This window comes from Cetobacterium somerae (assembly GCF_022430525.1).
GTDB lineage: Bacteria > Fusobacteriota > Fusobacteriia > Fusobacteriales > Fusobacteriaceae > Cetobacterium_A.
The window spans coordinates 595,794-617,622 of the sequence record NZ_CP092520.1 but is presented as its reverse complement, the minus strand read 5'-3'; the positions used below and the strand labels follow the sequence as shown (position 1 = coordinate 617,622).

Annotated in this window: 18 protein-coding genes, 6 tRNA genes, 1 pseudogene and 1 riboswitch; of the genes and pseudogenes, 11 read left to right on the top strand and 14 right to left on the bottom strand. The window is 27.0% G+C overall.

Annotated features, from left to right (window positions below; all coding sequences use genetic code 11):
• Positions 1-45: 45 nt before the first annotated feature.
• The 9 genes and pseudogenes from MKD34_RS11930 to MKD34_RS11885 all read right to left on the bottom strand — a co-directional run bounded on the left by MKD34_RS11930 (position 46) and on the right by MKD34_RS11885 (position 10,109).
• Entirely contained in the window at positions 46-1,227 is a 1,182-nt protein-coding gene (locus MKD34_RS11930; protein ID WP_240220658.1) for a hypothetical protein, read from the bottom strand.
• A 66-nt stretch (positions 1,228-1,293) separates the two neighbouring features.
• Positions 1,294-1,599, bottom strand: coding sequence for an FMN-binding protein (locus MKD34_RS11925; RefSeq protein WP_023049628.1), 306 nt, complete (start codon positions 1,597-1,599; stop codon positions 1,294-1,296).
• 123 nt (positions 1,600-1,722) lie between these two features.
• Complete coding sequence (locus tag MKD34_RS11920) at positions 1,723-3,096, bottom strand: alanine/glycine:cation symporter family protein (protein WP_240220656.1); 1,374 nt, start codon at positions 3,094-3,096, stop codon at positions 1,723-1,725.
• A gap of 126 nt (positions 3,097-3,222) precedes the next feature.
• Positions 3,223-3,322, bottom strand: a riboswitch (glycine riboswitch).
• 168 nt (positions 3,323-3,490) lie between these two features.
• A complete protein-coding gene (locus MKD34_RS11915; RefSeq protein WP_240220648.1) occupies positions 3,491-4,390 on the bottom strand; it encodes an ROK family protein in 900 nt (299 codons plus the stop codon).
• A gap of 10 nt (positions 4,391-4,400) precedes the next feature.
• The gene (locus MKD34_RS11910; protein WP_266187668.1) at positions 4,401-5,270 is read right to left on the bottom strand and encodes an N-acetylneuraminate lyase; all 870 of its coding nucleotides are present in this window, start codon (positions 5,268-5,270) and stop codon (positions 4,401-4,403) included.
• A 17-nt stretch (positions 5,271-5,287) separates the two neighbouring features.
• The gene (locus MKD34_RS11905; RefSeq protein WP_240220646.1) at positions 5,288-6,238 is read right to left on the bottom strand and encodes an acetylxylan esterase; all 951 of its coding nucleotides are present in this window, start codon (positions 6,236-6,238) and stop codon (positions 5,288-5,290) included.
• Positions 6,239-6,244: 6 nt separating this feature from the next.
• A pseudogene (locus MKD34_RS11900) lies at positions 6,245-8,049 on the bottom strand (TRAP transporter large permease).
• A 24-nt stretch (positions 8,050-8,073) separates the two neighbouring features.
• Positions 8,074-9,060 (bottom strand): sialic acid TRAP transporter substrate-binding protein SiaP, encoded by a 987-nt coding sequence (locus MKD34_RS11890; RefSeq protein WP_407933866.1) that lies wholly within the window; start codon positions 9,058-9,060, stop codon positions 8,074-8,076.
• Between the two features lie 53 nt (positions 9,061-9,113).
• Positions 9,114-10,109, bottom strand: coding sequence for a substrate-binding domain-containing protein (locus tag MKD34_RS11885; RefSeq protein WP_240220640.1), 996 nt, complete (start codon positions 10,107-10,109; stop codon positions 9,114-9,116).
• A gap of 152 nt (positions 10,110-10,261) precedes the next feature.
• On the opposite strand from MKD34_RS11885, the gene MKD34_RS11880 reads away from it, so the two are divergent.
• The gene (locus tag MKD34_RS11880) at positions 10,262-10,672 is read left to right on the top strand and encodes a hypothetical protein (protein WP_240220638.1); all 411 of its coding nucleotides are present in this window, start codon (positions 10,262-10,264) and stop codon (positions 10,670-10,672) included.
• 25 nt (positions 10,673-10,697) lie between these two features.
• On the opposite strand, the gene MKD34_RS11875 is transcribed toward MKD34_RS11880, so the two are convergent.
• Both MKD34_RS11875 and MKD34_RS11870 read right to left on the bottom strand, forming a co-directional pair.
• Positions 10,698-11,486, bottom strand: a complete 789-nt coding sequence (locus tag MKD34_RS11875) for a Cof-type HAD-IIB family hydrolase (RefSeq protein WP_240220636.1) — start codon at positions 11,484-11,486, stop codon at positions 10,698-10,700.
• 73 nt (positions 11,487-11,559) lie between these two features.
• Positions 11,560-13,017 carry an ABC transporter substrate-binding protein gene (locus tag MKD34_RS11870; protein WP_240220634.1) on the bottom strand — a complete coding sequence of 486 codons (1,458 nt, stop codon included), beginning with the start codon at positions 13,015-13,017 and terminating at the stop codon, positions 11,560-11,562.
• Between the two features lie 104 nt (positions 13,018-13,121).
• On the opposite strand from MKD34_RS11870, the gene MKD34_RS11865 reads away from it, so the two are divergent.
• Complete coding sequence (locus MKD34_RS11865; protein ID WP_240220633.1) at positions 13,122-14,522, top strand: aminotransferase-like domain-containing protein; 1,401 nt, start codon at positions 13,122-13,124, stop codon at positions 14,520-14,522.
• Between the two features lie 39 nt (positions 14,523-14,561).
• On the opposite strand, the gene MKD34_RS11860 is transcribed toward MKD34_RS11865, so the two are convergent.
• Both MKD34_RS11860 and MKD34_RS11855 read right to left on the bottom strand, forming a co-directional pair.
• Entirely contained in the window at positions 14,562-15,071 is a 510-nt protein-coding gene (locus tag MKD34_RS11860) for an NUDIX hydrolase (protein WP_240220630.1), read from the bottom strand.
• 1 nt (position 15,072) lies between these two features.
• Positions 15,073-15,942 (bottom strand): RluA family pseudouridine synthase, encoded by an 870-nt coding sequence (locus MKD34_RS11855; RefSeq protein WP_240220628.1) that lies wholly within the window; start codon positions 15,940-15,942, stop codon positions 15,073-15,075.
• A gap of 504 nt (positions 15,943-16,446) precedes the next feature.
• Between MKD34_RS11855 and MKD34_RS11850 the strand changes: the two genes are divergently transcribed.
• The 3 genes from MKD34_RS11850 to MKD34_RS11840 are packed head-to-tail and all read left to right on the top strand — an operon-like array spanning position 16,447 to position 18,165.
• Entirely contained in the window at positions 16,447-17,151 is a 705-nt protein-coding gene (locus MKD34_RS11850; RefSeq protein WP_240220626.1) for a ParA family protein, read from the top strand.
• Positions 17,144-17,887, top strand: a complete 744-nt coding sequence (locus MKD34_RS11845) for a hypothetical protein (protein WP_040406739.1) — start codon at positions 17,144-17,146, stop codon at positions 17,885-17,887. The genes MKD34_RS11850 and MKD34_RS11845 overlap by 8 nt, the downstream gene beginning before the upstream one ends.
• A 20-nt stretch (positions 17,888-17,907) precedes the next feature.
• The gene (locus MKD34_RS11840; protein ID WP_240220624.1) at positions 17,908-18,165 is read left to right on the top strand and encodes a hypothetical protein; all 258 of its coding nucleotides are present in this window, start codon (positions 17,908-17,910) and stop codon (positions 18,163-18,165) included.
• A 186-nt stretch (positions 18,166-18,351) separates the two neighbouring features.
• Here MKD34_RS11840 and MKD34_RS11835 read toward each other — a convergent pair whose 3' ends face one another.
• Positions 18,352-20,358 carry a hypothetical protein gene (locus tag MKD34_RS11835; RefSeq protein WP_240220622.1) on the bottom strand — a complete coding sequence of 669 codons (2,007 nt, stop codon included), beginning with the start codon at positions 20,356-20,358 and terminating at the stop codon, positions 18,352-18,354.
• A gap of 840 nt (positions 20,359-21,198) precedes the next feature.
• Here MKD34_RS11835 and MKD34_RS11830 point away from each other — a divergent pair.
• The 6 genes from MKD34_RS11830 (at position 21,199) to MKD34_RS11805 (ending at position 21,714) form a co-directional block, all read left to right on the top strand.
• Positions 21,199-21,275, top strand: a tRNA-Pro gene (locus MKD34_RS11830).
• A gap of 3 nt (positions 21,276-21,278) precedes the next feature.
• Positions 21,279-21,353, top strand: a tRNA-Gln gene (locus tag MKD34_RS11825).
• Positions 21,354-21,362: 9 nt separating this feature from the next.
• Positions 21,363-21,437: transfer RNA gene (locus tag MKD34_RS11820), tRNA-Glu, on the top strand.
• A gap of 2 nt (positions 21,438-21,439) precedes the next feature.
• Positions 21,440-21,524 (top strand) — tRNA-Tyr (locus MKD34_RS11815).
• 5 nt (positions 21,525-21,529) lie between these two features.
• Positions 21,530-21,605: transfer RNA gene (locus MKD34_RS11810), tRNA-Thr, on the top strand.
• Between the two features lie 26 nt (positions 21,606-21,631).
• Positions 21,632-21,714: transfer RNA gene (locus MKD34_RS11805), tRNA-Leu, on the top strand.
• Positions 21,715-21,829: the final 115 nt, after the last annotated feature.

The window sequence follows — 21,829 nt, the reverse complement described above, 5'->3', positions numbered from 1 at the left end:
CTCTTATATTTTATTAAGGTTATTATATCAAATATTTATCTATTTTTAAAAATACTTTTTAAATCCTAATCTTATTATTACAGATTCTTCTACTGATCTTTTTATACTTTTTGATCCTCCACCTGTTCCACTTCCAGGTCCTGTTCCAGATCCACCTCCGCTACCAGAACCACCTCCATTTCCTCCACCAGAGTTTCCTCCACCAGAACCACTTCCAGGCTTTCCAGTTGATTTACTATTATTTCCACCTGACGGTTGTCCATTATTTGAAACATTTTTATATTGAGCTAAATAAACTACATCAGCTGTTATAGAAAAATCAACCATTGGATTCCAAATAGCTCTTGTTCCAATCATTGCTCCTAATTCATTATGAAATGTTGTTCTATTCTTATTTCCACCTGTTTCAACTTCAGGATTTAAAAATCCCCAAACATATGGTCTTACTTGTAAAGTTTTTGTAGTATATAAGTTATGATCAACTTTAGCTAAATAAGACCATCTTATATTTTCACCAGCATATTCATCTTTAGATTTATTTGCAACACCTAAAGATAATTTTGTTTTGTTTACTCTATAACTTAATCCTGTTTCTATTTTATTTACATAATCTTCATTTTGAAATGGTAAGTTAAAAGCTTGAGTTATTTGATCTCTTTCGTCTCCTTTAACTTTTGCATATCCTACAGCTCCTTTTAAATACCAACCAAATTTATCTGTAAAATCATATGTTGCCTTTGGAATAAATCTTAGTGTTGTCGAGTGTTGAACTTTTGTATGTTTAAGCTCATCTTGTCTGATTCCTAATTTATAGTTCAGGAAAAATTTACCATTTCTATATACAGATCCTCCATAAAGCTCTACCATTGTTTTATTATATCTTTTTTCAGAACTACTATATTCGTGTCTATATGATGTTTTTCCATCTATATAAAAATTTGAATTTTCAAAAGGAAAAAATTCAAATCCTAAATATGGTTCTACTCTATTTTTTTCATCCACAGATCTCTCAAAAATCATCGTATCCATTCCTATTTCTAAAAATCCTGTTGATCCACTATTTTTTAATCTTTCCTCTTCATGAAAACTATATGTATCTACTCCTACTAAATTTTCTTTAGAATAATCTACTCTACTTTTTTTGTTATTTCTTCCCATTCCCTCTTGTGAAAAACTTAAAACTGATAATGCTACTGTACCTAAAATTACTAATGTACTTCTTTTCATGTTCTCTCCCCTGAATTTTTTATAAAAAAAAGCTGAGATTAAATCTCAGCTTTATTAATTAATCAATTACTTTCCTGTTGCGTTATTTACTGCTTCTAAGAATCCCTCAGAAGTGTATGTAGCTCCTGCTACTGTATCTACTTGAGATGATTGTGCCTCTATAACCTTCTTTGTTAATTGCTCAATTGCTGGATTTGCAATTCCTGGAGTGTCGCTATTCTCTTTTACTTCAATTGCAACAATTTTGTCTCCGTCCATTGTTACTGCCACTTTTATATCATCTGCATATCCTAATCCAGTTCCTTCTTTTACTTCAGCTCCAAAAGCTACTGCTGATAAAACTACCAACATTGACATTATAAATTTTTTCATATAATCCACCCTTCTTAATTAATAATCTTATATGAATTATACTGTATACTACTATTTTATGTCAATAAAAAAATACATTTAATACTAATTTTAATCACTTTTTTCTCATTTTTCACTCAATTTTTAAGCTATAATTTCTTTTACTTTTTCTTCAGGAATTTTATCATATTCTTTCATAGCACTTCTTGCATATTTACCTAATGATAAAAGTGCTATTAAATTTGGTAAAACCATCATTCCATTAAACATATCAGCTAATTCCCATACTAATTCTACTTTCATCATTGATCCAATAACAATCATTATCATAACTATTGCTCTGTATACATTAACTGATTTTTTACTCTTAAAGATATATCTAACATTAGCTTCTCCAAAGAAATACCATCCTACAATTGTAGAGAAAGCAAAGAATAATAAACAGATTGCAATAAAGGTATCTCCAAATACTCCTAATGTTTCACTAAATGCTCCTTGAGTTAAAACAATTCCTGCTCCCGATGTCAATGAAACTTTTGATGTTAGAATTACAAGTGCTGTTCCTGTTAATACCACAAAAGTATCTATAAATACAGTTATTACTGCTACAATTCCTTGTTCTCCTGGATGTGATACTTTTGCTATTGCATGAGCATGCGGTGTTGATCCCATTCCTGCTTCATTTGAAAATAAACCTCTTGCAACCCCATATCTTACAGCTTGTTTTACTGATACTCCCATAGCTCCTCCAAGTGCTGCTTGTGGATTAAATGCTGAATAGAAAATAGATGTTATAGCTGGAATTACTTCTTGATAATTTATTACTATTATTACAATACATGCTGCTATATATAATCCAGCCATAATAGGTACTATTTTTTCAGTTACAGAAGCTATTCTTTTTATTCCACCAAAGAAAACAAATCCTGCTAAAACAGATACAATAATTCCAACAAGAGCTGGTGATACACCAAAAGCTTTATTAAAAGCTGCTGATATTGAATTTGCTTGAACTGCATTTCCCATTAATCCTAAAGCTGCTATACAAGCTACTGCAAAGAAATATGATAACCCTTTTGCAATTTTTTTATTTTTAATAGAGTTTTCAATATAGTATGCTGGTCCCCCTGTTATTTGACCATCTACTCTTCTTTTAAAAACTTGTCCTAATATTGCTTCTACGTAAACTGTTGCCATCCCGAAGAATGCACTCGCCCACATCCAAAATATTGCTCCTGGTCCTCCTGAAGCTATTGCTGTAGCTGCCCCTGCTAAGTTTCCTGTTCCTACCTGAGCTGCTACTGCTGTAGCTAAAGCTTGAAATGATGACATACCATTTTTATCTGCTGCTTTTCCATTTAAATTTATTGACCCAGTTACATGTTTTATTCCTTCTCCAAATTTTCTAATCTGAATAAAATTTAACTTTAAAGTAAAATATATCCCTGTTCCCATTAATAAAATAATTAAAAAATTTCCCCATAAAAAACTATTAATACTCATTACGAAATCTTGCATTTTAATTTCCTCCTATTTTTTTAAATGCAAAATTGAATAAAAAAAGAAGGTATTTCAAAAAATACCTTCTGGAATTAAAAAAGAATTATACACAAAAAATAGTTTAATACAAAAAAACTTTTATTGCATAATTCCTCTGTCCTTTTACCTGAGAGTTTAGTCCAAATATAATTTATATTTGGGTTTGCTCCTTCGGTGCTCATAGAGTCTCTCCAGAGGCTCGTCCAGTATAGGTCCTCAAGTTTTTCAACTAACCTGAAAGATTCACTTCTTCGGTGGCCAAATTGGCGCTCTCCCTATACCTTCATCCGATTTTCTATTCAATTTTTTACTGTTATATGAGATTAATTGTAAAATGAAAACTTTTTTTTGTCAATAGTTTTTTTGAAGTTTTTTATTTTATTTTTTCTAAAAGTAAATACGATGCTCCTAACATTCCTGCATCATTGCCCATTTCAGCCATTTTTATTTCAAGAATATCCAAATAATTTTTCATTACTTTTTTTTCTAAACTTTTCCGAAAAATTTCTTTTAGAAAATTACCTTGTTTAGATACTCCACCCCCAATAATTATAAGTGAAGGATTAAATATGTAGATTAAAGTTGCTAATCCATCAGTAAAATAATCAGCCCATTCATCAACAATTTCTTTATACTTTATATTATTTTTATGAACTTCATCAAATATTTCTTTTCCATTTAATTTTTTACCAATTTTTTCTTCTGCTAATTTTAAAAGTGCTGTAGTTGATGCATAACTTTGATAACATCCTTTACTTCCACAACCACACTCCACTCCATTTTTTACAATCTGTATATGTCCAAATTCTGCCGCAATACTACTTTCTCCTCTTAAAAGCTCACCTTTTAAAACGATTCCTCCGCCTATTCCTGTTCCTATTGTAAGGCATAAAAAGTTTTCTTTTCCTTTTGCTGCTCCCATCCACATTTCACCTAGAGCCGCACAATTTACATCATTTTCTAAAACTGCTGGGACTTTATATTTTCTCTCTAATATTTCTACCAAATTTGTTCCTATCCATCCTGGAATTAAGTTTGTTCCACCTACAACTTTTCCTATTCTTCCATCTATTTGTCCTGTAGCAGATACACCTATTCCTACAGTTTTCCCATCTTTTAGTTTTTCAACTATTTTAAAAATTTTTTCTAATAATTGCTCTACACCTTTTGAAGCCTCAGTTAGTAAAGAAGAGGAGAATGTAACTTCTCCTCTTAAACTAACTAAGCCATATTTTATCTCTGTTCCTCCAATATCTATGGCTATTATATTCATTGTTTGTCTCCTATAAAAAGTTTCTTCCAATCTCTTTTGCTGCTTCAATTTTTTTTGCTGATAATTTTTTCATTGGTAATCTACAGTATCCTATTGCATCTACACCTTTTAACTTTAAAATTTCCTTTATTGTTTGGTAAAGTCCATTTCCTAAAATTGCCTCAATTATATCATTTAAATAAGTTTGTCTTTCTCTTGCAGTAACTAAATCTCCCGCTTTTGTTGCATCAAAAACTTCTCTAGCTATTTTTCCTGTTACATTATATGTACTTCCTATTGCTCCATCTACACCTAATGCTACTGCTGGTAATAACATCTCATCGAATCCTGCATAAATTAATTTATGAGGGAAAGCTTTTCTAACTCTTTCTAAAAGATAGAAGTCTCCTGCTGTAAACTTAATTCCAATAATTTTATCGTGACAAAGTAACTCTCCAAATTGCTCAACATTCATATTAACTCCAGTTAAAAAAGGAATTGAATAGATTATCATATTATTATTAGTTTCATTTACTATTGTCATATAGTAATTTTTAATCTCTTCAAAATCAAACTTATAGTAAAATGGTGTTACTGCTGATAATGAATCATATCCTAATTCAGTTGCATATTTTCCCAATTCAACAGCTTCATATAAATTAATTGATCCTACTTGTGCAATTAATTTTACTGCATCTTTTGCCTCATCTTTTACAATTTCAAAAATTCTTTTCTTCATTTCTGTTGAAATCATAAAGTTTTCACCAGTACTTCCACCTACATATAATCCATCCACTTTCATTTCATCAATATTGTATCTTACAATATTTCTTGTTCCTTTTTCATCTAAGTTTCCATTTTCGTCAAAAGAGATTAGTAATGCTGAATAAATACCTTTCATTTTTTCCTCCAAGTTTTTTATTTTAATAAGTTTAAGGCCCACTGATAAATTAGATCTTCTAGTCCGTTAATGTTCTCGTGACCAAAATCTGGGTAAATAATATGCTCTTTTTTACTTTTTATATTATTATAAACTGCAAATTGTGTTGATGGTGGGCATATTCTATCCATTAATCCAGTTACCATTGTCACCTCTCCCTTTATATTTTCTACAAAGTTTTTTACATCTATATATCCTAGTGTTTCAAAGAACTTATTTTCATTTTTATGTTGCGGATCATACCATCTAAAAAAATCTCTTAATTCTTGGTATGCAAAATCTCCTAAATCTAAATTCCAAACTCTCTTAAAATCTGATAAATATGGATAAACTGCAAATACTTTAAATACCCTATTTTCTAAAGCTGCTGAAACTAAAGAGATTGCTCCACCTTGAGAATAACCTAAAGTTGATATACGTGTTCTGTCAACATCTTTCATTTGAAAAATAATATCTAATAATCTCACTGCATCTAAATAAACTTTTCTATAGTAACTTTTTTTAGGTCCCTCTAACAAACCTCTAACTAAATTTCCTGTTCTAAAGTATTCATCACCACTTTTTCCCATTTGATCTCTACAATCCATAGCAAAATAGGCAATTCCTGATGCTGGATATACCATTCTTCTCGACCAATCTCCACCATTTCCTCCATATCCATGAAATTCTACTAATGCTGGTACTGGCTTTGATATATTTTTAGGCAATAACATTTTTACATAAATTTTTTCATTATCAATCCCTTTAAATGTTAAATCGTAACAATCACATAATGGTGTTTGAAACTCTGCAGGAGTAATTACTACTCCTGCTTCAGTTTCTCTCAATTCATCTAATGATTCTTGCCAAAATTCAAACATATTTAAAGGAGTTGGATTGGTTCCTCTATATTTTTTTAATTCATCTAATGGCAAATCAATATTAGGCATATTCTATCAAGCTCCTAATATTAAGTTAGGTACAAATAAAACAATTTGTGGAAATATTGTTAATAAAACTAATGTTAATATTATTGGTATTAATAACGGAATTACTCCTCGGGTTATTGTACTGACAGGTATTTTCCCAACTCTTGAAACAACGAACAAAGCCATTCCCATTGGTGGTGTCAAAATTCCTATCATTAAATTTAAAGTACTTAAAACTCCAAAGAATACTGGATCTATTCCAAATTGAACTACCACTGGTATCAACATCGGAAGAACTAAAACTTGTAAAGCTAGTGCCTCTATAAATGTTCCTAAGAAAATTAATAGTAAATTTATCATTACTAAAACCATTAATGGTGATTTTCCAAATGTTAAAAATACTTCAGCTATTTTCATTGAAATTTGTTCTCTTGCTATAACTTGACCAAAGAAAGTAACTCCCATAATCATTAAAACTGTTACACCACTTATTTTTATAGTTTCTATAACATCTTTAACAAAGCCTTTCATAGTTAACTCTTTATATACAAAGAATCCTAATCCCATTGAATAACAAGTTGCTATTACCGCTGCTTCTGTTGGTGTAAAATATCCTGAGAAAATTCCACCTATTATTATAAATGGTGTTAATAATGCCCAAAATGACTCTTTAAATGATATCCATCTTTCTTGCATTGTTGCTTTAGGAGCTCTTTTGTAACCTCTTTTTTTACAAATAAAATAGTTCATTATCATAAGAGCAAAAGTTAAAATTATTCCAGGAACAAATCCACCTAAAAATAACCTCGCAATAGATTGATCTGCTATAACTCCATATATAATCATTGTTATACTTGGAGGAACTAATGGTCCAATTATACATGAAGCTGCTGTTAATCCTCCACATAAATCATCATCATATCCTTCATCTCTCATTGCTTTTATTTCAAGTTGTCCTAATCCTCCTGCATCAGCTAGAGCAGATCCTGACATTCCTGAAAATATTAAGCTTGCAAATATATTTACATGTCCCATACCGCCTGTATAATGCCCCAATAAAGCCTTAGCAAACCTAAATATTCTCTCTGTTATTCCAGAACTATTCATCAAAACTCCAGTTAAAACAAAGAATGGAACACTCAATAAACTAAAGCTATCTAAACTATCGACTAAAAGTGAACCTACAAAATAGACTACATTCCAATCTGTAAGTGCAAAGAACAACAATGTGGCAAATACTAATGAGAACCCAACAGGAACTCCAACGAATATTAACCCAAACCATGATAAAAACGTTACTAATGTTAACATTCTTTACTCACCACCTTTTCATCACTTTCAGTCTCTATATGTTTAGGAGATATAATAAACTTTCCCTCTTTATAGTCTTCTCTAAGAACCTGAAAAAATCGGATTAACATCAATGTTGCTATTAAAGGAAGAGCTCCATACATCCAGCCTGCTGATATCTTCAATGCTATCAATTGAAATATTTTTTTTCTTAAAAATAATTTATAACCTATTTGAATCATCGCAACTAATGATATAAAAACAACTGATTGAATAAATGTATTAGCTATTTTTAACCCTTTTCCTGAAAATTTATTATATAGAAAATCTATAAATACATGCTGTCTATATTTTATTCCTATACTTACTCCTAGCATTCCCACATATGTAAATAATAAGATAGCTAACTCTTCACTCCAAACCAGAGGAGAATCAAATATTTGTCTAAAAATAATTTGAGCTACAAGTATTGCAAACATCATTATAAAAAGTATAGCTCCCACAATTTCCTCTAAGTTATCTAAAATTCGTTTTATATTCATATCCAACTCCTATATTATAACTCTCTATTTAACTGCTATAATCTCTTCTAATCCTTCTTTACCAACTTTTCCATTATTTTTCATATAAACTTCATAGAATGGTTGCATTGCTGTTCTAAATGGATCTAAATTAGGATTTGTAACTGTAACACCCTGTTCTTTAAAGAAATCGATTAGTCCCGCTTCCTCTTCCATAAATAACTTTGTATGATATTGTGCTGCTACTTCAGATTCTTGTTTTACTAATTCTTGTAAATTTTTTGGTAATTTTTTCATACTTGAATTACTAATTAAATATAGTTGGTCATTTAATATATGATTTGTCATTGCTAAATATTTTTGAACTTCATAGAACTTTTGAGCTCTAATTGCTGATAATGGATTCTCTTGTCCATCAACTGAATTCGTTTGTAATGCTAAGTATACTTCTGAGAATGCCATTGGTGTTGGAGATGCTCCTGTATTTTTAGCATACTCTAAATTTGCATCAGCTTTTGGTACTCTTAACTTTAATCCTTTCATATCTTCAATACTGTTTATTGGTCTATTTGTTGTAGTCTGTCTTGTCCCGTTATAAGCTTGTGATAAAATTTCTATATTTAAATTATCACTTATTTTCTTCTGTAAATTCTTTCCAAACTCTGTATCAAATGTTGCTTTTTTCATATGATCAAAATCTTGGATTACATAAGGTAATGAATATACTTGAGCCTCTGGAAAAAATATATTAAATCTTCCAATTTCAGCAAACCCCATATCTAAAACTCCTGCTGATAATTGTTCTAGCATTGATCTGTCATCTCCAAGTTGAGCCCCTGGATATAACTCTACTATAATTTGACCATTTGACTTTTCTTTTAAATTATTTGCTAAATACTCTGCTGCTTTGTATTCATTTGAGCTTGTATTTGCTACTAATCCCATTTTTAATTTATAAACCTTTTCGTTTGCCCCAAATGCTACCATTCCAAAAACTAACGTTAATCCAGCTACTTTTAACACTCTTTTCATTGAAATTTCCTCCCTTAGAATTTACTTTTGATTTTTATATAATAATCTCAAATTTAATCCAAACTTTCTTTAAAAAGTATATCTATTTTAGTTTGATATTCATGAGATCTTTTTAAACTTGTTTTATATAATGCTTCAAAAATTTTTTTTCCTGCTATGTATCCTTGGTTATAGAAATCTTCTGATACAGTTGCTACAACTTTATCATTTTCAATTAATCCCCGTATTTTTTCATTAAAACCATTTGTTACAAATTTATAGTTATCTTTTCCTATCTCCCCAAGATATTCTATTACTTCCGGAGCATATCTATTTATATATATTCCTTCTATATCATTTGAAAGATAATCTAAAATTTGATTTTTATCTTCTAATAACTTTTTGATTTTTATTGGTCCCTGAAACTTTCTATCTAACTCTTTTAATTTTTCTGAGACACCTTTTAAATATATTTTTGATGAAATTAAATCATCTCCAGCATCTATAACTAATATTTTTTTATCAATTCCAACTACACTTGATAATACGTTAGCTGCTATTCTTCCTGATTTCTCATACTTTGAGTCTATATACGTATCCTCTTCAAAAAGTTGCTTTCCTATAGAAACAATTTTCAAATCACTTTTTATTGGCTGTAATATTTTAATTATTTTTTCTCTATCTAATGGAATTATTATTAAACCATGGATTTTTTTTTCTAAAGATTTTTTTAAAAGTTCAATTTGACCTTCACTGTCATTTATATCTACTTCTAAAACTTTAATTTTTATTCCATACGCTTTTACTTCTTCTTGAAAATCTTTTAATCCACTTTTTAACTTTTTAGAATATTCTTCATTAATTGATCTTACTATAATAGCTACTATAGTTTTTTTCTCTTTTATTGCTAACGAACTCCCTAAGTAGTTTTTCTCATACCCCATTTCATTTGCTAACTTTAATACCCGTTCTTTTGTTTCTATCTTTATATTTTTACTCCCATTTAAAGCCCTTGCTACTGTTGTTCTTGTTATTCCTAATATTTTAGCTAACTCTGCTTGAGTAACCACTTTACACCTACCTTTGTTCTCGTGAACATGTTCGTTAATAAATTAATATAACATTTTTTGGTATTTGTCAAATATTTTTTTTAATTATTCTTGTAAAAAAGTGTAAAAGCCTTTATAATATTATGATAAAAGAAAATTTGAAAGGAGAATTTATGAAAATTATTAGTAAAACTAAACCAAAAGGTACAGAATATAATGAACTAAAAAATATGAAAAAAGCAAAAAGAATTGTTAAAGCTAAAGAAGATAGAAGAAGAGCTGAAAACAAAAGAGTAAATGCTGAAGCTAGAAAAGAAAGAAGAATTGAAGGTGAATTTTACGATAGAGTAAGAGAAGTTGAAATTTTAGGTTTTAATAAAGGAATGCTTTTAGTTCGTATTGGAGAAGATGTTGAAAAGAGAGGTCTTACTTATGGAAGAAGAAGTGTTGATCTTAAAGAAAATCTAAGTTTAATTGGAAACTTTCAATTAAAACTTTTTGGTGAAATGGTTGAGTTAAAACATTTAAAAAACTTTGCTCAAATGAAAGACCAAATATCTTGGGCTATTTCAGAAGATTTATAAAAAAAGTGGGAAATATCCCACTTTTTTATATTTTTTGTACTAAAAATTTGTACACTCCATCATTATCATTTGAATCTGTTAAATATTTTGCATCTTTTTTTAAATCTTCTTCTGCATTTTTCATAACAACTCCATATCCAACCATTTCTAGCATTTCTTTGTCATTATTTGCATCTCCAAAGGCAGCACATGTATCTAAAGTTAGATTCTTTAATTGTAAGATTTTTTCTAAACTTTTTCCTTTATTAACTTTTTTATTTAAAATTTCTAAATATCTCTCTTGTGAATATGTTAAATGCACTATATCCCTTAATTTCTCTTTAATTTCTTTTTCTATTTTTTCTAAATTACATCGTTCATCTATAAATAATGCTTTTGTCATTAACAAACTTGTAAAATTATTAAAGTTTTTTTCAACTGCATCTATTCCTATATTATTTTTATAATATTCTGTTTGCCAATTTTTTTTATCTTCAACAAACCAATTTTCATCTTGATATAAATTTAAGTGAATATTATTTTTTCTAGAAATTTCTATCAATACTTTAACTATATCTTCTGAAAGTGGTTCTTCTAATAAAATACTCTCATTTTTTGTATCTATAACTTTTGCTCCATTATAACAAATTACTATAATTGGTAACTCTAATTTTTTTAAAATTTCTTTTGTTGCACTGTATGACCTTCCTGTAACTATAAAAATCTCTACTCCTTTTTTATATAACTCTCTTAGAATAGATATATTTTTATTGCTAATCTCTTTTTTAGAATTTAATAAAGTTCCATCTAAATCTAATGCTACCGATTTTATCATTTATACTATACCTCCCATTTTATATAATATAATACATTATAACAAAAAAAGAGGAGAAATTCTCCTCTTTACTTTAATATTCAATATTTTCTAATATATGATTTCCATTCGGATTAAATTTAAAACCTTTTATATTTTTATTTATTCCTATATTATATGTTTTATAAACTATTGGTATTATTGGATTTTCATCTAAAATAATCTCTTGTATCTCTTTATATTTTTCTTTTCTTTTCTCTTTTAGTGGTTCTTTTCTTGCTTCATCTAATAATGTATTTACTCTTTGATTATTATAAAAACTTCTATTTCCAACTCCACCTCTAGAATTGTTATGAAGTAATGGATAATATCCATAATCTGCATCTCCTGTACTTGTATACCAAAGTCCTATTAAAGCATTGTGCTTTCCTTGAGCTGTTAATTGTAAAAAAGATGATAATTCCAATGTCTGAATTTTTACGTCAATTCCAATCTCTTTTAAATTTGCTTGTATTATTTGAGCCATTTGATATTTACTTGTATCTTCATATATCCATAGTTCTATTTCTATCGGAGTTTTATAGTCCTTCATTATTTGTTTTGCTTTTTCTAAATTATATTTTTTCTCTTCTTTATTTGAATATCCAAAAGTATTTGGAGTTATTATAGAATTGGCCACTTTTGATGTATTTTCAAATATAACTTCATTTATAGAATCTTTATCTATTGCATAACTTATTGCTTCTCTTAGTCTTTTATCATTTAATGGAGCTTTTTCAGTATTAATGGATAAAAAATCTGTTCCATAAGATAATTTGTTTAATATTTCTAAATCTTTTGAATTTTTAAAAGCTTTTACATCTATCGATGATATATCATATGCTATTTGTATTTCATTTGTCTCTAAAGCTATATATCTATTAGGTGCTTCTGGAATCGTTAAAAATTCTAATATATCTATCTTCGGACTTCCCTTGAAGTAATTATCATTTTTTTCTAAAATTACTTTTTCTCCTGTTCCCCATTCTAAAAGTTTAAAGGCTCCTGTTCCAATTAATTTTTTATTCTTATCTTCTTTAACTATTGCCATAGATGAATGAGTTAAATTATGTAATAATATGTCCACATTTGTTGTACATATTATTCTTAATTTATATTTATCTATAACTTCTATTTTTTCAATAGGATCTACCAATACCTTAGTAACTGGTATACTCTTATTTCTTTCTAAACTCTTTTTTACAATTTCAGAGTTTAATTCTTCACCGTCTTGAAATAAAATGCCTTTTTTTAAGTCCATTTCTATTGTATTATTTTTTATTGAATAATTTTCGATTAATTCTCCTTTTACTTCGTTTTCATTATCAAGAATAAATAAATTATTATAAATTTGTTTGGTTATAGCTAATGTAGAACTATCTGTATGTTTATGTGGATCATAAGATCTACCACTATATCCCAAACCTATCTTTACAATTTTTTTTTCTGGATTTCCCAATGCTATATTTAATAACAAAATAAATATAGTAAATATTTTAAAAAAACTTTTCATTTTATCCCCCTTCTATTTATGCTATACTTTTATCAGTATGACATATTTATTATTTTTTTTCAAAATAATATCATAAATTGTATTACTACACTTTAGGAGGCTCTATGAATATTCTTTTTAAAAATTTTAAAATTGAAAATGAAAATTTTATATATATTCCTCTTTATATCTTTTTAAAAAATAAAATTGAAAAAAGAGAAATTTCCTATAAACTTCCATCAATTAGAAAAGTAGCTAACTTTTTAAATATCAGCTCTAATACTGTGGCAAAATCTTATTTAGAGTTAGAAAAAATTAACTATGTAAAAACAATCAAAGGAAGCGGTGTTTTTATTAATAAAAATATTTTTTCTGAAAGAAATATCTCTTCTTTAAATTTAGAAAATGATGATAATTTTAATATAATCAAAACTTTAAATATTGATTTTATTAATTCTACACCTAATTACAGTTATCTTCCAGTCAATGATATTAAATATGCTATTAATTATATATTAGATAGAGATCAAGAACTTGCATTAATTAATGAAGGTCCTTTTGGAAGTTTCGAGCTACGTGAATCTATTAAAAATTCTTTGATTAACTTAGATATTATCTGTAAAACTGAAAATATTCATATACTTTCTGGAGCTCAGCAAGGTATAGATTTAATTTCTAAAACTTTAGGTTTTTCTAAAGCGCATATAGCTATTGAACATCCAACTTATTTAGGTGCTTTAAAATCTTTTAAAAATCAAGATTTTATTATACATCCTATTGATGTCGAAAATGATGGTCTTAATATTTCACAATTAAAACAATTACTTTTAGAAACAAAAATAAAATTTATTTATCTCATGGCTAATTTTCAAACACCTACAGGTGTTACTATTTCTCAAAAAAAAAGATTACAGCTTCTAGAACTTTCTAAAAGTTTTGACTTTTATATAATTGAAGATGATTCTGCCTCTGATTTATATTATTCTAGTAAAGCATCAGTACCTTTAAAAGCATTGGATGTTGATGATCGTGTTATTTATATTAAAAGTTTTTCTAAAATATTTATGCCAGGATTTAGATTAGGATTTATTCTTGTTCCTGAAAAACTTCTAACATCATTTTTAAATAACAAAATATTAGCTGATTCTAATACTTCTACTTTATATCAAAAATCATTTGCTCTTCTTTTAGAAAAAGGCTTAATCGAAAAACATATGAATCTTTGTCGAAAAAACTTTGAATTTATTCAAAATTCTATTGTAAAAGAGCTCAAAAAAATTCCAAATGTTAGTTTTATAATTCCAGGTGGAGGTTGCTCTATTTGGATAAAATTGCCAAAGAATATTTCTTCTATGAGTATTTATAATAAATTACTAATTAGCAATGTTGGAATAGTTCCTGGAAGTACATATGGTTTTGATAATTTTATAAAATTAAATTTTTCTAGAATCAATAAAAAAGATATAACTACTGGAATTTCTCTTCTAAAAGAAGCCATTGAATTTTTTATAAATTTAGATATATAAAAAAAATAACAAAGGTAATTATATTACCTTTGTTATTTTTTATTTCTTTATTAAATTTTTATACAATGTAATTGCATAATGTGTTTTAAAATCATTTGTTATACTTTCTACTTTTTCAAAATTTTCCCAAAGAACTTCTAAATCTTCCCCTTCATCTAATTGTTTCTCATAAGTTTTTTCTTTTTCTGTTTTTAACTTTAATATATATACATATAATTTTTCAGAAGTATATCCTGGAGAAAGAATTAATGCAGTCTTAGGCGTATACATAACTTCGAAACTTTCAAACATATATCCAGTTTCTTCTCTAACTTCTCTTGCTAAGGTTTGTATTGGATCTTCATTATTTTCAATTATTCCTGCTGGTATTTCTAAAAGTTTACCTGAAACTCCTGGTCTATATTGTTCTACTAATAAAACTTTATCCTCTTTAAAATTCAAAATTAAAGCTGCAATAGCATTAGGTTTATCCAAAAACTCTAATTGAATATCTCTTGTCGGATGTTTCTCTATCTTCACTTTTAAAAATCTTAAATCATTTATTTTCATATTACTCTCCTATAATTCTAGAAAATTCTTTTGGAGTAGGCGATACAAAACTCATTTCTTTATTAGTTACAGGATGTTTTATTTTTAATGTATACGCATGTAACCCCAATCTTTTTAGAATATTTGTTTGTGCTCCGTACTTTTTATCACCAACTACCGGATGACCTATATCACTCATATGAACTCTAATTTGATTTTTTCTTCCAGTTTCTAAAGAAGCTTTTAAATATGTATATTTTCCTTTTACTTTTTCAACTTTATAATTTGTAATTGCTAATTTTCCACCTGTTTTATCATCTTTTACTGAATAAGTCACAAAAGCCTTATTATCTTTTAAATATGATTTAATTTGTCCTTTTTTTTCTTTAACAATACCTTCAACTATAACAGCATATTCTCTTTCTAAAACAAGAGTATCCCAATTCTCTTGAAGTTCTGTTTTTATTTTTTCTGATTTAGCAAAAATCATCACACCTGATGTATCTTTATCTAATCTATGAACAATAAATATTCTTTCTTTTTTATCTTTTGACTTCATATAGTCCATTAATAATTTATATGCAGTTCTTTCATTGCTTTTTTTATCTGTTGATATAGATAATAATCCTTCTTCTTTTTCTATTACAATTATGTCATTATCTTCAAATAAAATTTTTATTCCTTTTGGAGTTTTATCATTCCTATTTTTATTCCAATTTATTATTACTTCATCCCCAGGGTTTAAAATAAAATTAAACTGTCTTTCTATTTTTCCATTTACTCCAACTTGTTCTTTTGATAAAAGTGTTTTTATATTATTTTTACTTTGCTTTGACAAATTATCTATTAAAAATTTCATCAATTCACTTTTTTCAGTTACTTTAAATTTCATTACAATTACCTCTTTTTTTATTTCTATTATAACATATGTTTAATTTTATTGCGACAAATTGTCGTGTTTTAATTTTATTGCGACAAATTGTCGTGTTTTAATTTTATTGCGACAAATTGTCGTGTTTTAATTTTATTGCGACAAATTGTCGTGTTTTAATTTTATTGCGACAAATTGTCGTGTTTTAATTTTATTGCGACAAATTGTCGTGTTTTAATTTTATTGCGACAAATTGTCGTGTTTTAATTTTATTGCGACAAATTGTCGTGTTTTAATTTTATTGCGACAAATTGTCGTGTTTTAATTTTATTGCGACAAATTGTCGTGTTTTAATTTTATTGCGACAAATTGTCGTGTTTTAATTTTATTGCGACAAATTGTCGTGTTTTAATTTTTTTATCCATAAAATATGGATAAAAAAATTGATTATTTTCCATTTTTAAATTATACTATAATTATTAAAAAAGGAGGTGAAAAGCGTTACTTCTTTTAGTGGCGTTAATAATGGGGAAAATAATAACTATAAAAAATAACAAAGGTGGAGTTGGAAAATCAACTTTATCAAAAAATATTGCACATGGTCTTGCTATGTTAGACTTTAAAACTGCCCTAATTACTTCAGATGCACAAAATGACAGTTTAATACTTTTAGGTGGATGGTTCGAAGGTGGTAAAGGTTTTAAATCTTTTGTTCAAAATGGTGAAGAAATAAAAATAAAAATCAGAGAAAATCTAGACTATTTTCCTGTTGAAACAGATATTTTTGGAATAAATTTAAAAAGTAAAATCAGAAATACTTTTAATTTATTAAAAGATAATTATGATTTTATAATTGTTGATTGTGCTCCTGTTTTTAATGTACTTAATGATATTATTTTAGAAATTACTGATGAAATTATTGTTCCTATCAAACTTGATAAGTTAAGTACTGCTGGTATTACAAGATTAATAGAAAAAGCTGAAGGAAATAAAATAACTCAAATCGTTCCTAATTTATATAGAAATACTAAAATCTCAAGAGAATACTTCCAAAATCTATCTAACTTTTTTAGTGATACAGGTGTTACATTAACAAATCCTATTCCAGAAAGTGTTATTGAAGAACAACTTTCAGAAAAAGGCAAAACAGTCTGGGAAACTCAATCTAAAAAAGCTGAAGAATTACAAAGTTTATATGGTGAAATTATTGGGGGAATTATTAATGATTAATAAAAAAATTAATGTTTTAGATAGATTAAAACAAGATTCTTTCAAAAAAAAAGAATCTCCAGTTAAACAAAATATTGAATCTAAAGAGTTTGAAATAACTGTTATTGAAAAGGATTTTCTACCTGATAATGAAGTTTTATTTAATTATGAAGATATACAAGATTTAGAAATGAAAAATGATTTATTAAAATATGAATCTCTTTTAAACTTAGCTAAAAGTAATTATCATACTAAAGCTGGGGAAATACTAAATGAAGCAAACGAAAAATATGCAAATCATAAAAATGGAACTTTTTCAATTTGGTTAGAGCATATGAAAATTGGTAAAAAAAGTGCTGAAAGATTAATAAATCGTTTTAAATTTATAAAAAATAATTGTCTTACGTCAGAAGATCAATTTTATTTTGAAACCCTTCCGTTATCATTAACTTATGAAATTTCTGCTCCTAATGCAAATAAGGATTTAATTAATGCAGTTTTAAATAAGCAAATAAAAACTAGAAAAGAATATATTATTCTTAAAAATACTTTAAAAAACGAATCTCCTAAAGTTTCAGAATTTGATTCTATTGAAAAATTATTCAATAAATTAAACTCTAATATATCCACTCTCATTGAAAACAAAGTAGAATCTTCAACTTTAGATTCAAATAAAGCAAAAACAGTATATGAAAAAATTGAGCTTCTCAACAAAGAGATTAAAAGCTTACTTATTGAAATTGAAAAACTAAACTAACTAATCAAGAAAGGAATAATATGAAACTATTTAATTTTGTAGATTTTTTTTATGTTATTGAACATAATAACGAATATTTTGAATTTGAAATTGAGGATGATTTTTTAGATAATATATCTGAAGACTTAGATATTGATAATTTTGATATTTTAAAAATGTCAGAAGTATCTGAAGGTAATTTTGATATTCTTATAAAAACACCTAAAGGTGATGAAAAAGTTTATAAATATACTCTTTCTTCTGAAAGAATATCTTATATTTTATCTATTACTGAGTAATTATACTTTTAAACAACTATTTAAATAACCCAAGAAGCTATAAAAAACTTCTTGGGTTATTTTTTATTTTAGAATAAAATAATTAAATAATATAAATCCTATATACAAATAATTTAAAACTAGTATTTGGATTTAATTCTTTTAATATCATTTTATTAGTAATCTTTTATACAACACCAATGTCTATTATTTTAAAGGTTTTATTTTTATTAAACTTTCTTCATCTTCATTATATTCTAAAATAACATGTAAATTTCCTAATTCTCCCTCAAAAAATTTAGTTATTCCTAATAATCGAATAATTTTATTAACTTCTTTTATATTTTCTCCTTCTAAAATATCTAAAATATCTAACTGAAACATTGACATATTTTTATATATTTTTTTAACTTCAATATTTTTATCTATATTGGCCACATCTGCTGTATTTATTTCTATAATTGATTTAATTTCTTTTTTGGCCACTTGTATTGTATCTATTTTTTCTTCTATTATCTCAATCTCTTGTATATAGTTATTTATCGACGTTTGTGTTGTATTTATTTCATTTAATACTTCTTTTTCATCAATAACTGAACTTTCTAAGACGATACTTTCTTTTTTATCCTCTTCTATTGTATATTTTTTCAAATTTTTATCTAAATAATCTTTTACAATTTTGTCTTTAGCTGCAGTAAAGGCCATTTTTTGTATTTTTCCCTCTACTCCACACATTTTTATATAATCTTTATATGCTTCTTTTTCTATTTTTTCTTTTTCTTCCAATGTAATTCTTGTTAAGAATTTTTCTATTTCTAACCCATTTTCCAAAGATTTTGGAACTTCTATATCTAAATTCATTAATTTCAAATCTTCATTATTGACCTTAGGTGCTGTATTTTTTTTCTTCTGTTGTATATAATCTTCAGCCCAGCCTTTTGATAAAGCTTGTATCATATAACTTCTAATATTACTTACTTTTTGTACTTTTATATATTCGGATACTAATTTAATATGTTCAAATCCGTACTGTCTTATTCCATCTTTAATAACTTTTGGTAGTGTCTTTAATTCCCTAGCTTTAGACGGTAGTATTTTTAAAATTTCTTCTAATTTTTCATTAGTTGGAATTCTATCCACAGTTTCAGCCTTTACAGCTTCAAAATGTTTGTTTCCATCGTTTGGTAAATCTACTCCGCTATCTGTATGAGTTATTAGTAAATTATCAAAATGATTTTTATCATCATAAAAATATGATTGTTTTAACTCATTGTGTGATTCATTAAAATAAAATTCAAATTCAGATTCAATCCATTTACTATTTTTAATAATTGCATAATCTGCTATTAAACTCATTTTTTTCAATTCTTGACAGCTCTTTTCAATAACCTTTATAGTTCTTCCAATTTTTTGAATATTCTCACTTAAAGGGATTCTTTTAATTAAGTTTATTGAAAGAACTTTTATGTACATTCTATTAAATCTTAATTTATTAATAAGCATATATAATGCCCTTGTAATTGGGTTATCCATACTTAAAAGTAGTTGAGAATCATATACCAAATAACCTTTTCTTATTATATTATCATAAAAATGTTCTGATATTGATACTTTTATTACTTCTTTTATTCTTCTATCAGTAAATAATTCTTTTTCTGATTCTTGGGCCTGTTTTAAGGATATCATATGAATATTCATAATATTTGTATTAATTTGTTCTTCAATAATCCCTTTAATTTTATTGGAGTATAAAGAATTCTTAAACGTATAACTTGTTTGTGATAATCTTATTAATGCTTTTGAAATTCTTCCATAAAATCCCTTAAATGATTCTTGTGCAATTCCCATGCTTGTTAAAATCTCACTTATTGTTGTATAAAAAGTATTGTGATATCTCTTATCTCTCATTATTTTTAATAAAGCTATAAATACTCTTTCTTCAAGTTCTCCTGGAATATAATCTCCAGATGTAGGATTGACCTGAATATATGCTTCTTTTGATCTATTAAAAAAATATCTTATTATTTGATTTTTTTTCTTACTTGTACTTTTCGTAAATAGTGGATATTCAATCATATTTATATCTATTCTAACTAGACTATGACTTTTTTCATTTTCAATTTCAGAAACATCTAAAAATTTTTCAACTATTTCACTTGGACCTGTATCAATAACTTGATTCATAGGAATATCAAATCTTTTTACTTTTTTCATTTTCACCAGTCCTTTAATGCTGTATATTTATTTTTTTATCCTCTTATGCTGTATATTTTACAATAAAAAAAGCTTTTTTTCAACTTTTTTTACCATTAGTGTTGTATTATTTTGTTGTTTTTCTTACTTTAATTAAGATTAATAAATTTTTTCATTTAATTAGTCTATACAAATGGACATTTTTGTAAACTTTTTTTTATACAACATTAATGGCTTTTAAAATACAACATTAATGGCTTTTATATACAATATCTACGGACATACTAATACAACACTAGTGGATATATATATACAACATCTGCGGTCATTAAATTTTATTTATAATTTCTTATCAAGCCTTATTTTATCTATATTAAAAGCATCTTCTATTTTTATTTTTTACTTTACAACAATATAAACAACTATAAACAACTAAAACAACTATAAACAATCTTTTATTAATTTAATATATAAGACTTATTCTTTATATTTTAAAACGAAACAAATCGAAAGTATATTGTTTTTATATCTTTATAAATTATTCAAAATTAAACTATAATTATTAAATCTTCTAAATATATATTTAAAAAAAATAAAATATAAAATTATATTCAAATGTAATAATATCCAACTAATTTATCAATATTATAATATTATTTTAAAAAATTAATTTTTTACACTTTTATTTAAATTATTTTCTAAATATTTTTTATATAAATAACGTAAAACTACTTTAATTATATGTATTAAGATAAAAAATAAAAAAATTCAAAAAAATAAAAAAAGTTTGTTGACATTATTTAAAAATTATGGTACTATTATTTTTGTCAGCAGCAAACGTTGATGCAAAACTAAATAAGTCGGAATATAGCGCAGTCCGGTAGCGCACCTGCCTTGGGAGCAGGGGGCCGCAAGTTCGAATCTTGCTATTCCGACCATTATGGGGTGTCGCCAAGCGGTAAGGCAACGGACTTTGACTCCGTCATGCGTTGGTTCGAATCCAGCCACCCCAGCCAAAAAGTTTTGCCCCGTTCGTTCAGTGGTAAGGACAATAGATTTTCACTCTATAAACAGGGGTTCGATTCCCCTACGGGGTACCAATGGTGAGGTTCCCGAGCGGCCAAAGGGATCAGACTGTAAATCTGACGGCTCTGCCTTCGAAGGTTCGAATCCTTCTCTCACCACCATATACGCCGCTTTAGCTCACCTGGTAGAGCAACTGACTTGTAATCAGTAGGTAATTGGTTCGACTCCGATAAGCGGCACCATAAGAATATTAAAATAAAAAACATCTGCGAGGGTGGCGGAATTGGCAGACGCACCAGACTTAGGATCTGGCGTTTCGACGTGAGGGTTCAAGTCCCTCCTCTCGCACCATATATAACATTAAAGGACATTAACAACCGAATAGAGAAAATAGTCAGAAGTTATGAAAATAACAAAATGCCAGAAATGCCAAACCAATAAATGGTGTAAACGTAAGTCTTAGGAC

Excerpts from the sequence above, each read along its gene's own strand:
- MKD34_RS11835 (WP_240220622.1), bottom strand. The coding sequence starts at position 20,358 with ATGAAAAAAGTAAAAAGATTTGATATTCCTATGAATCAAGTTATTGAT.
- MKD34_RS11915 (WP_240220648.1), bottom strand. The coding sequence starts at position 4,390 with ATGAATATAATAGCCATAGATATTGGAGGAACAGAGATAAAATATGGC.
- MKD34_RS11850 (WP_240220626.1), top strand. The coding sequence starts at position 16,447 with ATGGGGAAAATAATAACTATAAAAAATAACAAAGGTGGAGTTGGAAAA.
- MKD34_RS11890 (WP_407933866.1), bottom strand. The coding sequence starts at position 9,060 with ATGAAAAGAGTGTTAAAAGTAGCTGGATTAACGTTAGTTTTTGGAATG.
- MKD34_RS11930 (WP_240220658.1), bottom strand. The coding sequence starts at position 1,227 with ATGAAAAGAAGTACATTAGTAATTTTAGGTACAGTAGCATTATCAGTT.
- MKD34_RS11855 (WP_240220628.1), bottom strand. The coding sequence starts at position 15,942 with ATGAAATTTAAAGTAACTGAAAAAAGTGAATTGATGAAATTTTTAATA.
- MKD34_RS11840 (WP_240220624.1), top strand. The coding sequence starts at position 17,908 with ATGAAACTATTTAATTTTGTAGATTTTTTTTATGTTATTGAACATAAT.
- MKD34_RS11880 (WP_240220638.1), top strand. The coding sequence starts at position 10,262 with ATGAAAATTATTAGTAAAACTAAACCAAAAGGTACAGAATATAATGAA.
- MKD34_RS11870 (WP_240220634.1), bottom strand. The coding sequence starts at position 13,017 with ATGAAAAGTTTTTTTAAAATATTTACTATATTTATTTTGTTATTAAAT.
- MKD34_RS11860 (WP_240220630.1), bottom strand. The coding sequence starts at position 15,071 with ATGAAAATAAATGATTTAAGATTTTTAAAAGTGAAGATAGAGAAACAT.
- MKD34_RS11920 (WP_240220656.1), bottom strand. The coding sequence starts at position 3,096 with ATGCAAGATTTCGTAATGAGTATTAATAGTTTTTTATGGGGAAATTTT.
- MKD34_RS11865 (WP_240220633.1), top strand. The coding sequence starts at position 13,122 with ATGAATATTCTTTTTAAAAATTTTAAAATTGAAAATGAAAATTTTATA.
- MKD34_RS11905 (WP_240220646.1), bottom strand. The coding sequence starts at position 6,238 with ATGCCTAATATTGATTTGCCATTAGATGAATTAAAAAAATATAGAGGA.
- MKD34_RS11845 (WP_040406739.1), top strand. The coding sequence starts at position 17,144 with ATGATTAATAAAAAAATTAATGTTTTAGATAGATTAAAACAAGATTCT.
- MKD34_RS11925 (WP_023049628.1), bottom strand. The coding sequence starts at position 1,599 with ATGAAAAAATTTATAATGTCAATGTTGGTAGTTTTATCAGCAGTAGCT.
- MKD34_RS11910 (WP_266187668.1), bottom strand. The coding sequence starts at position 5,270 with ATGAAAGGTATTTATTCAGCATTACTAATCTCTTTTGACGAAAATGGA.
- MKD34_RS11875 (WP_240220636.1), bottom strand. The coding sequence starts at position 11,486 with ATGATAAAATCGGTAGCATTAGATTTAGATGGAACTTTATTAAATTCT.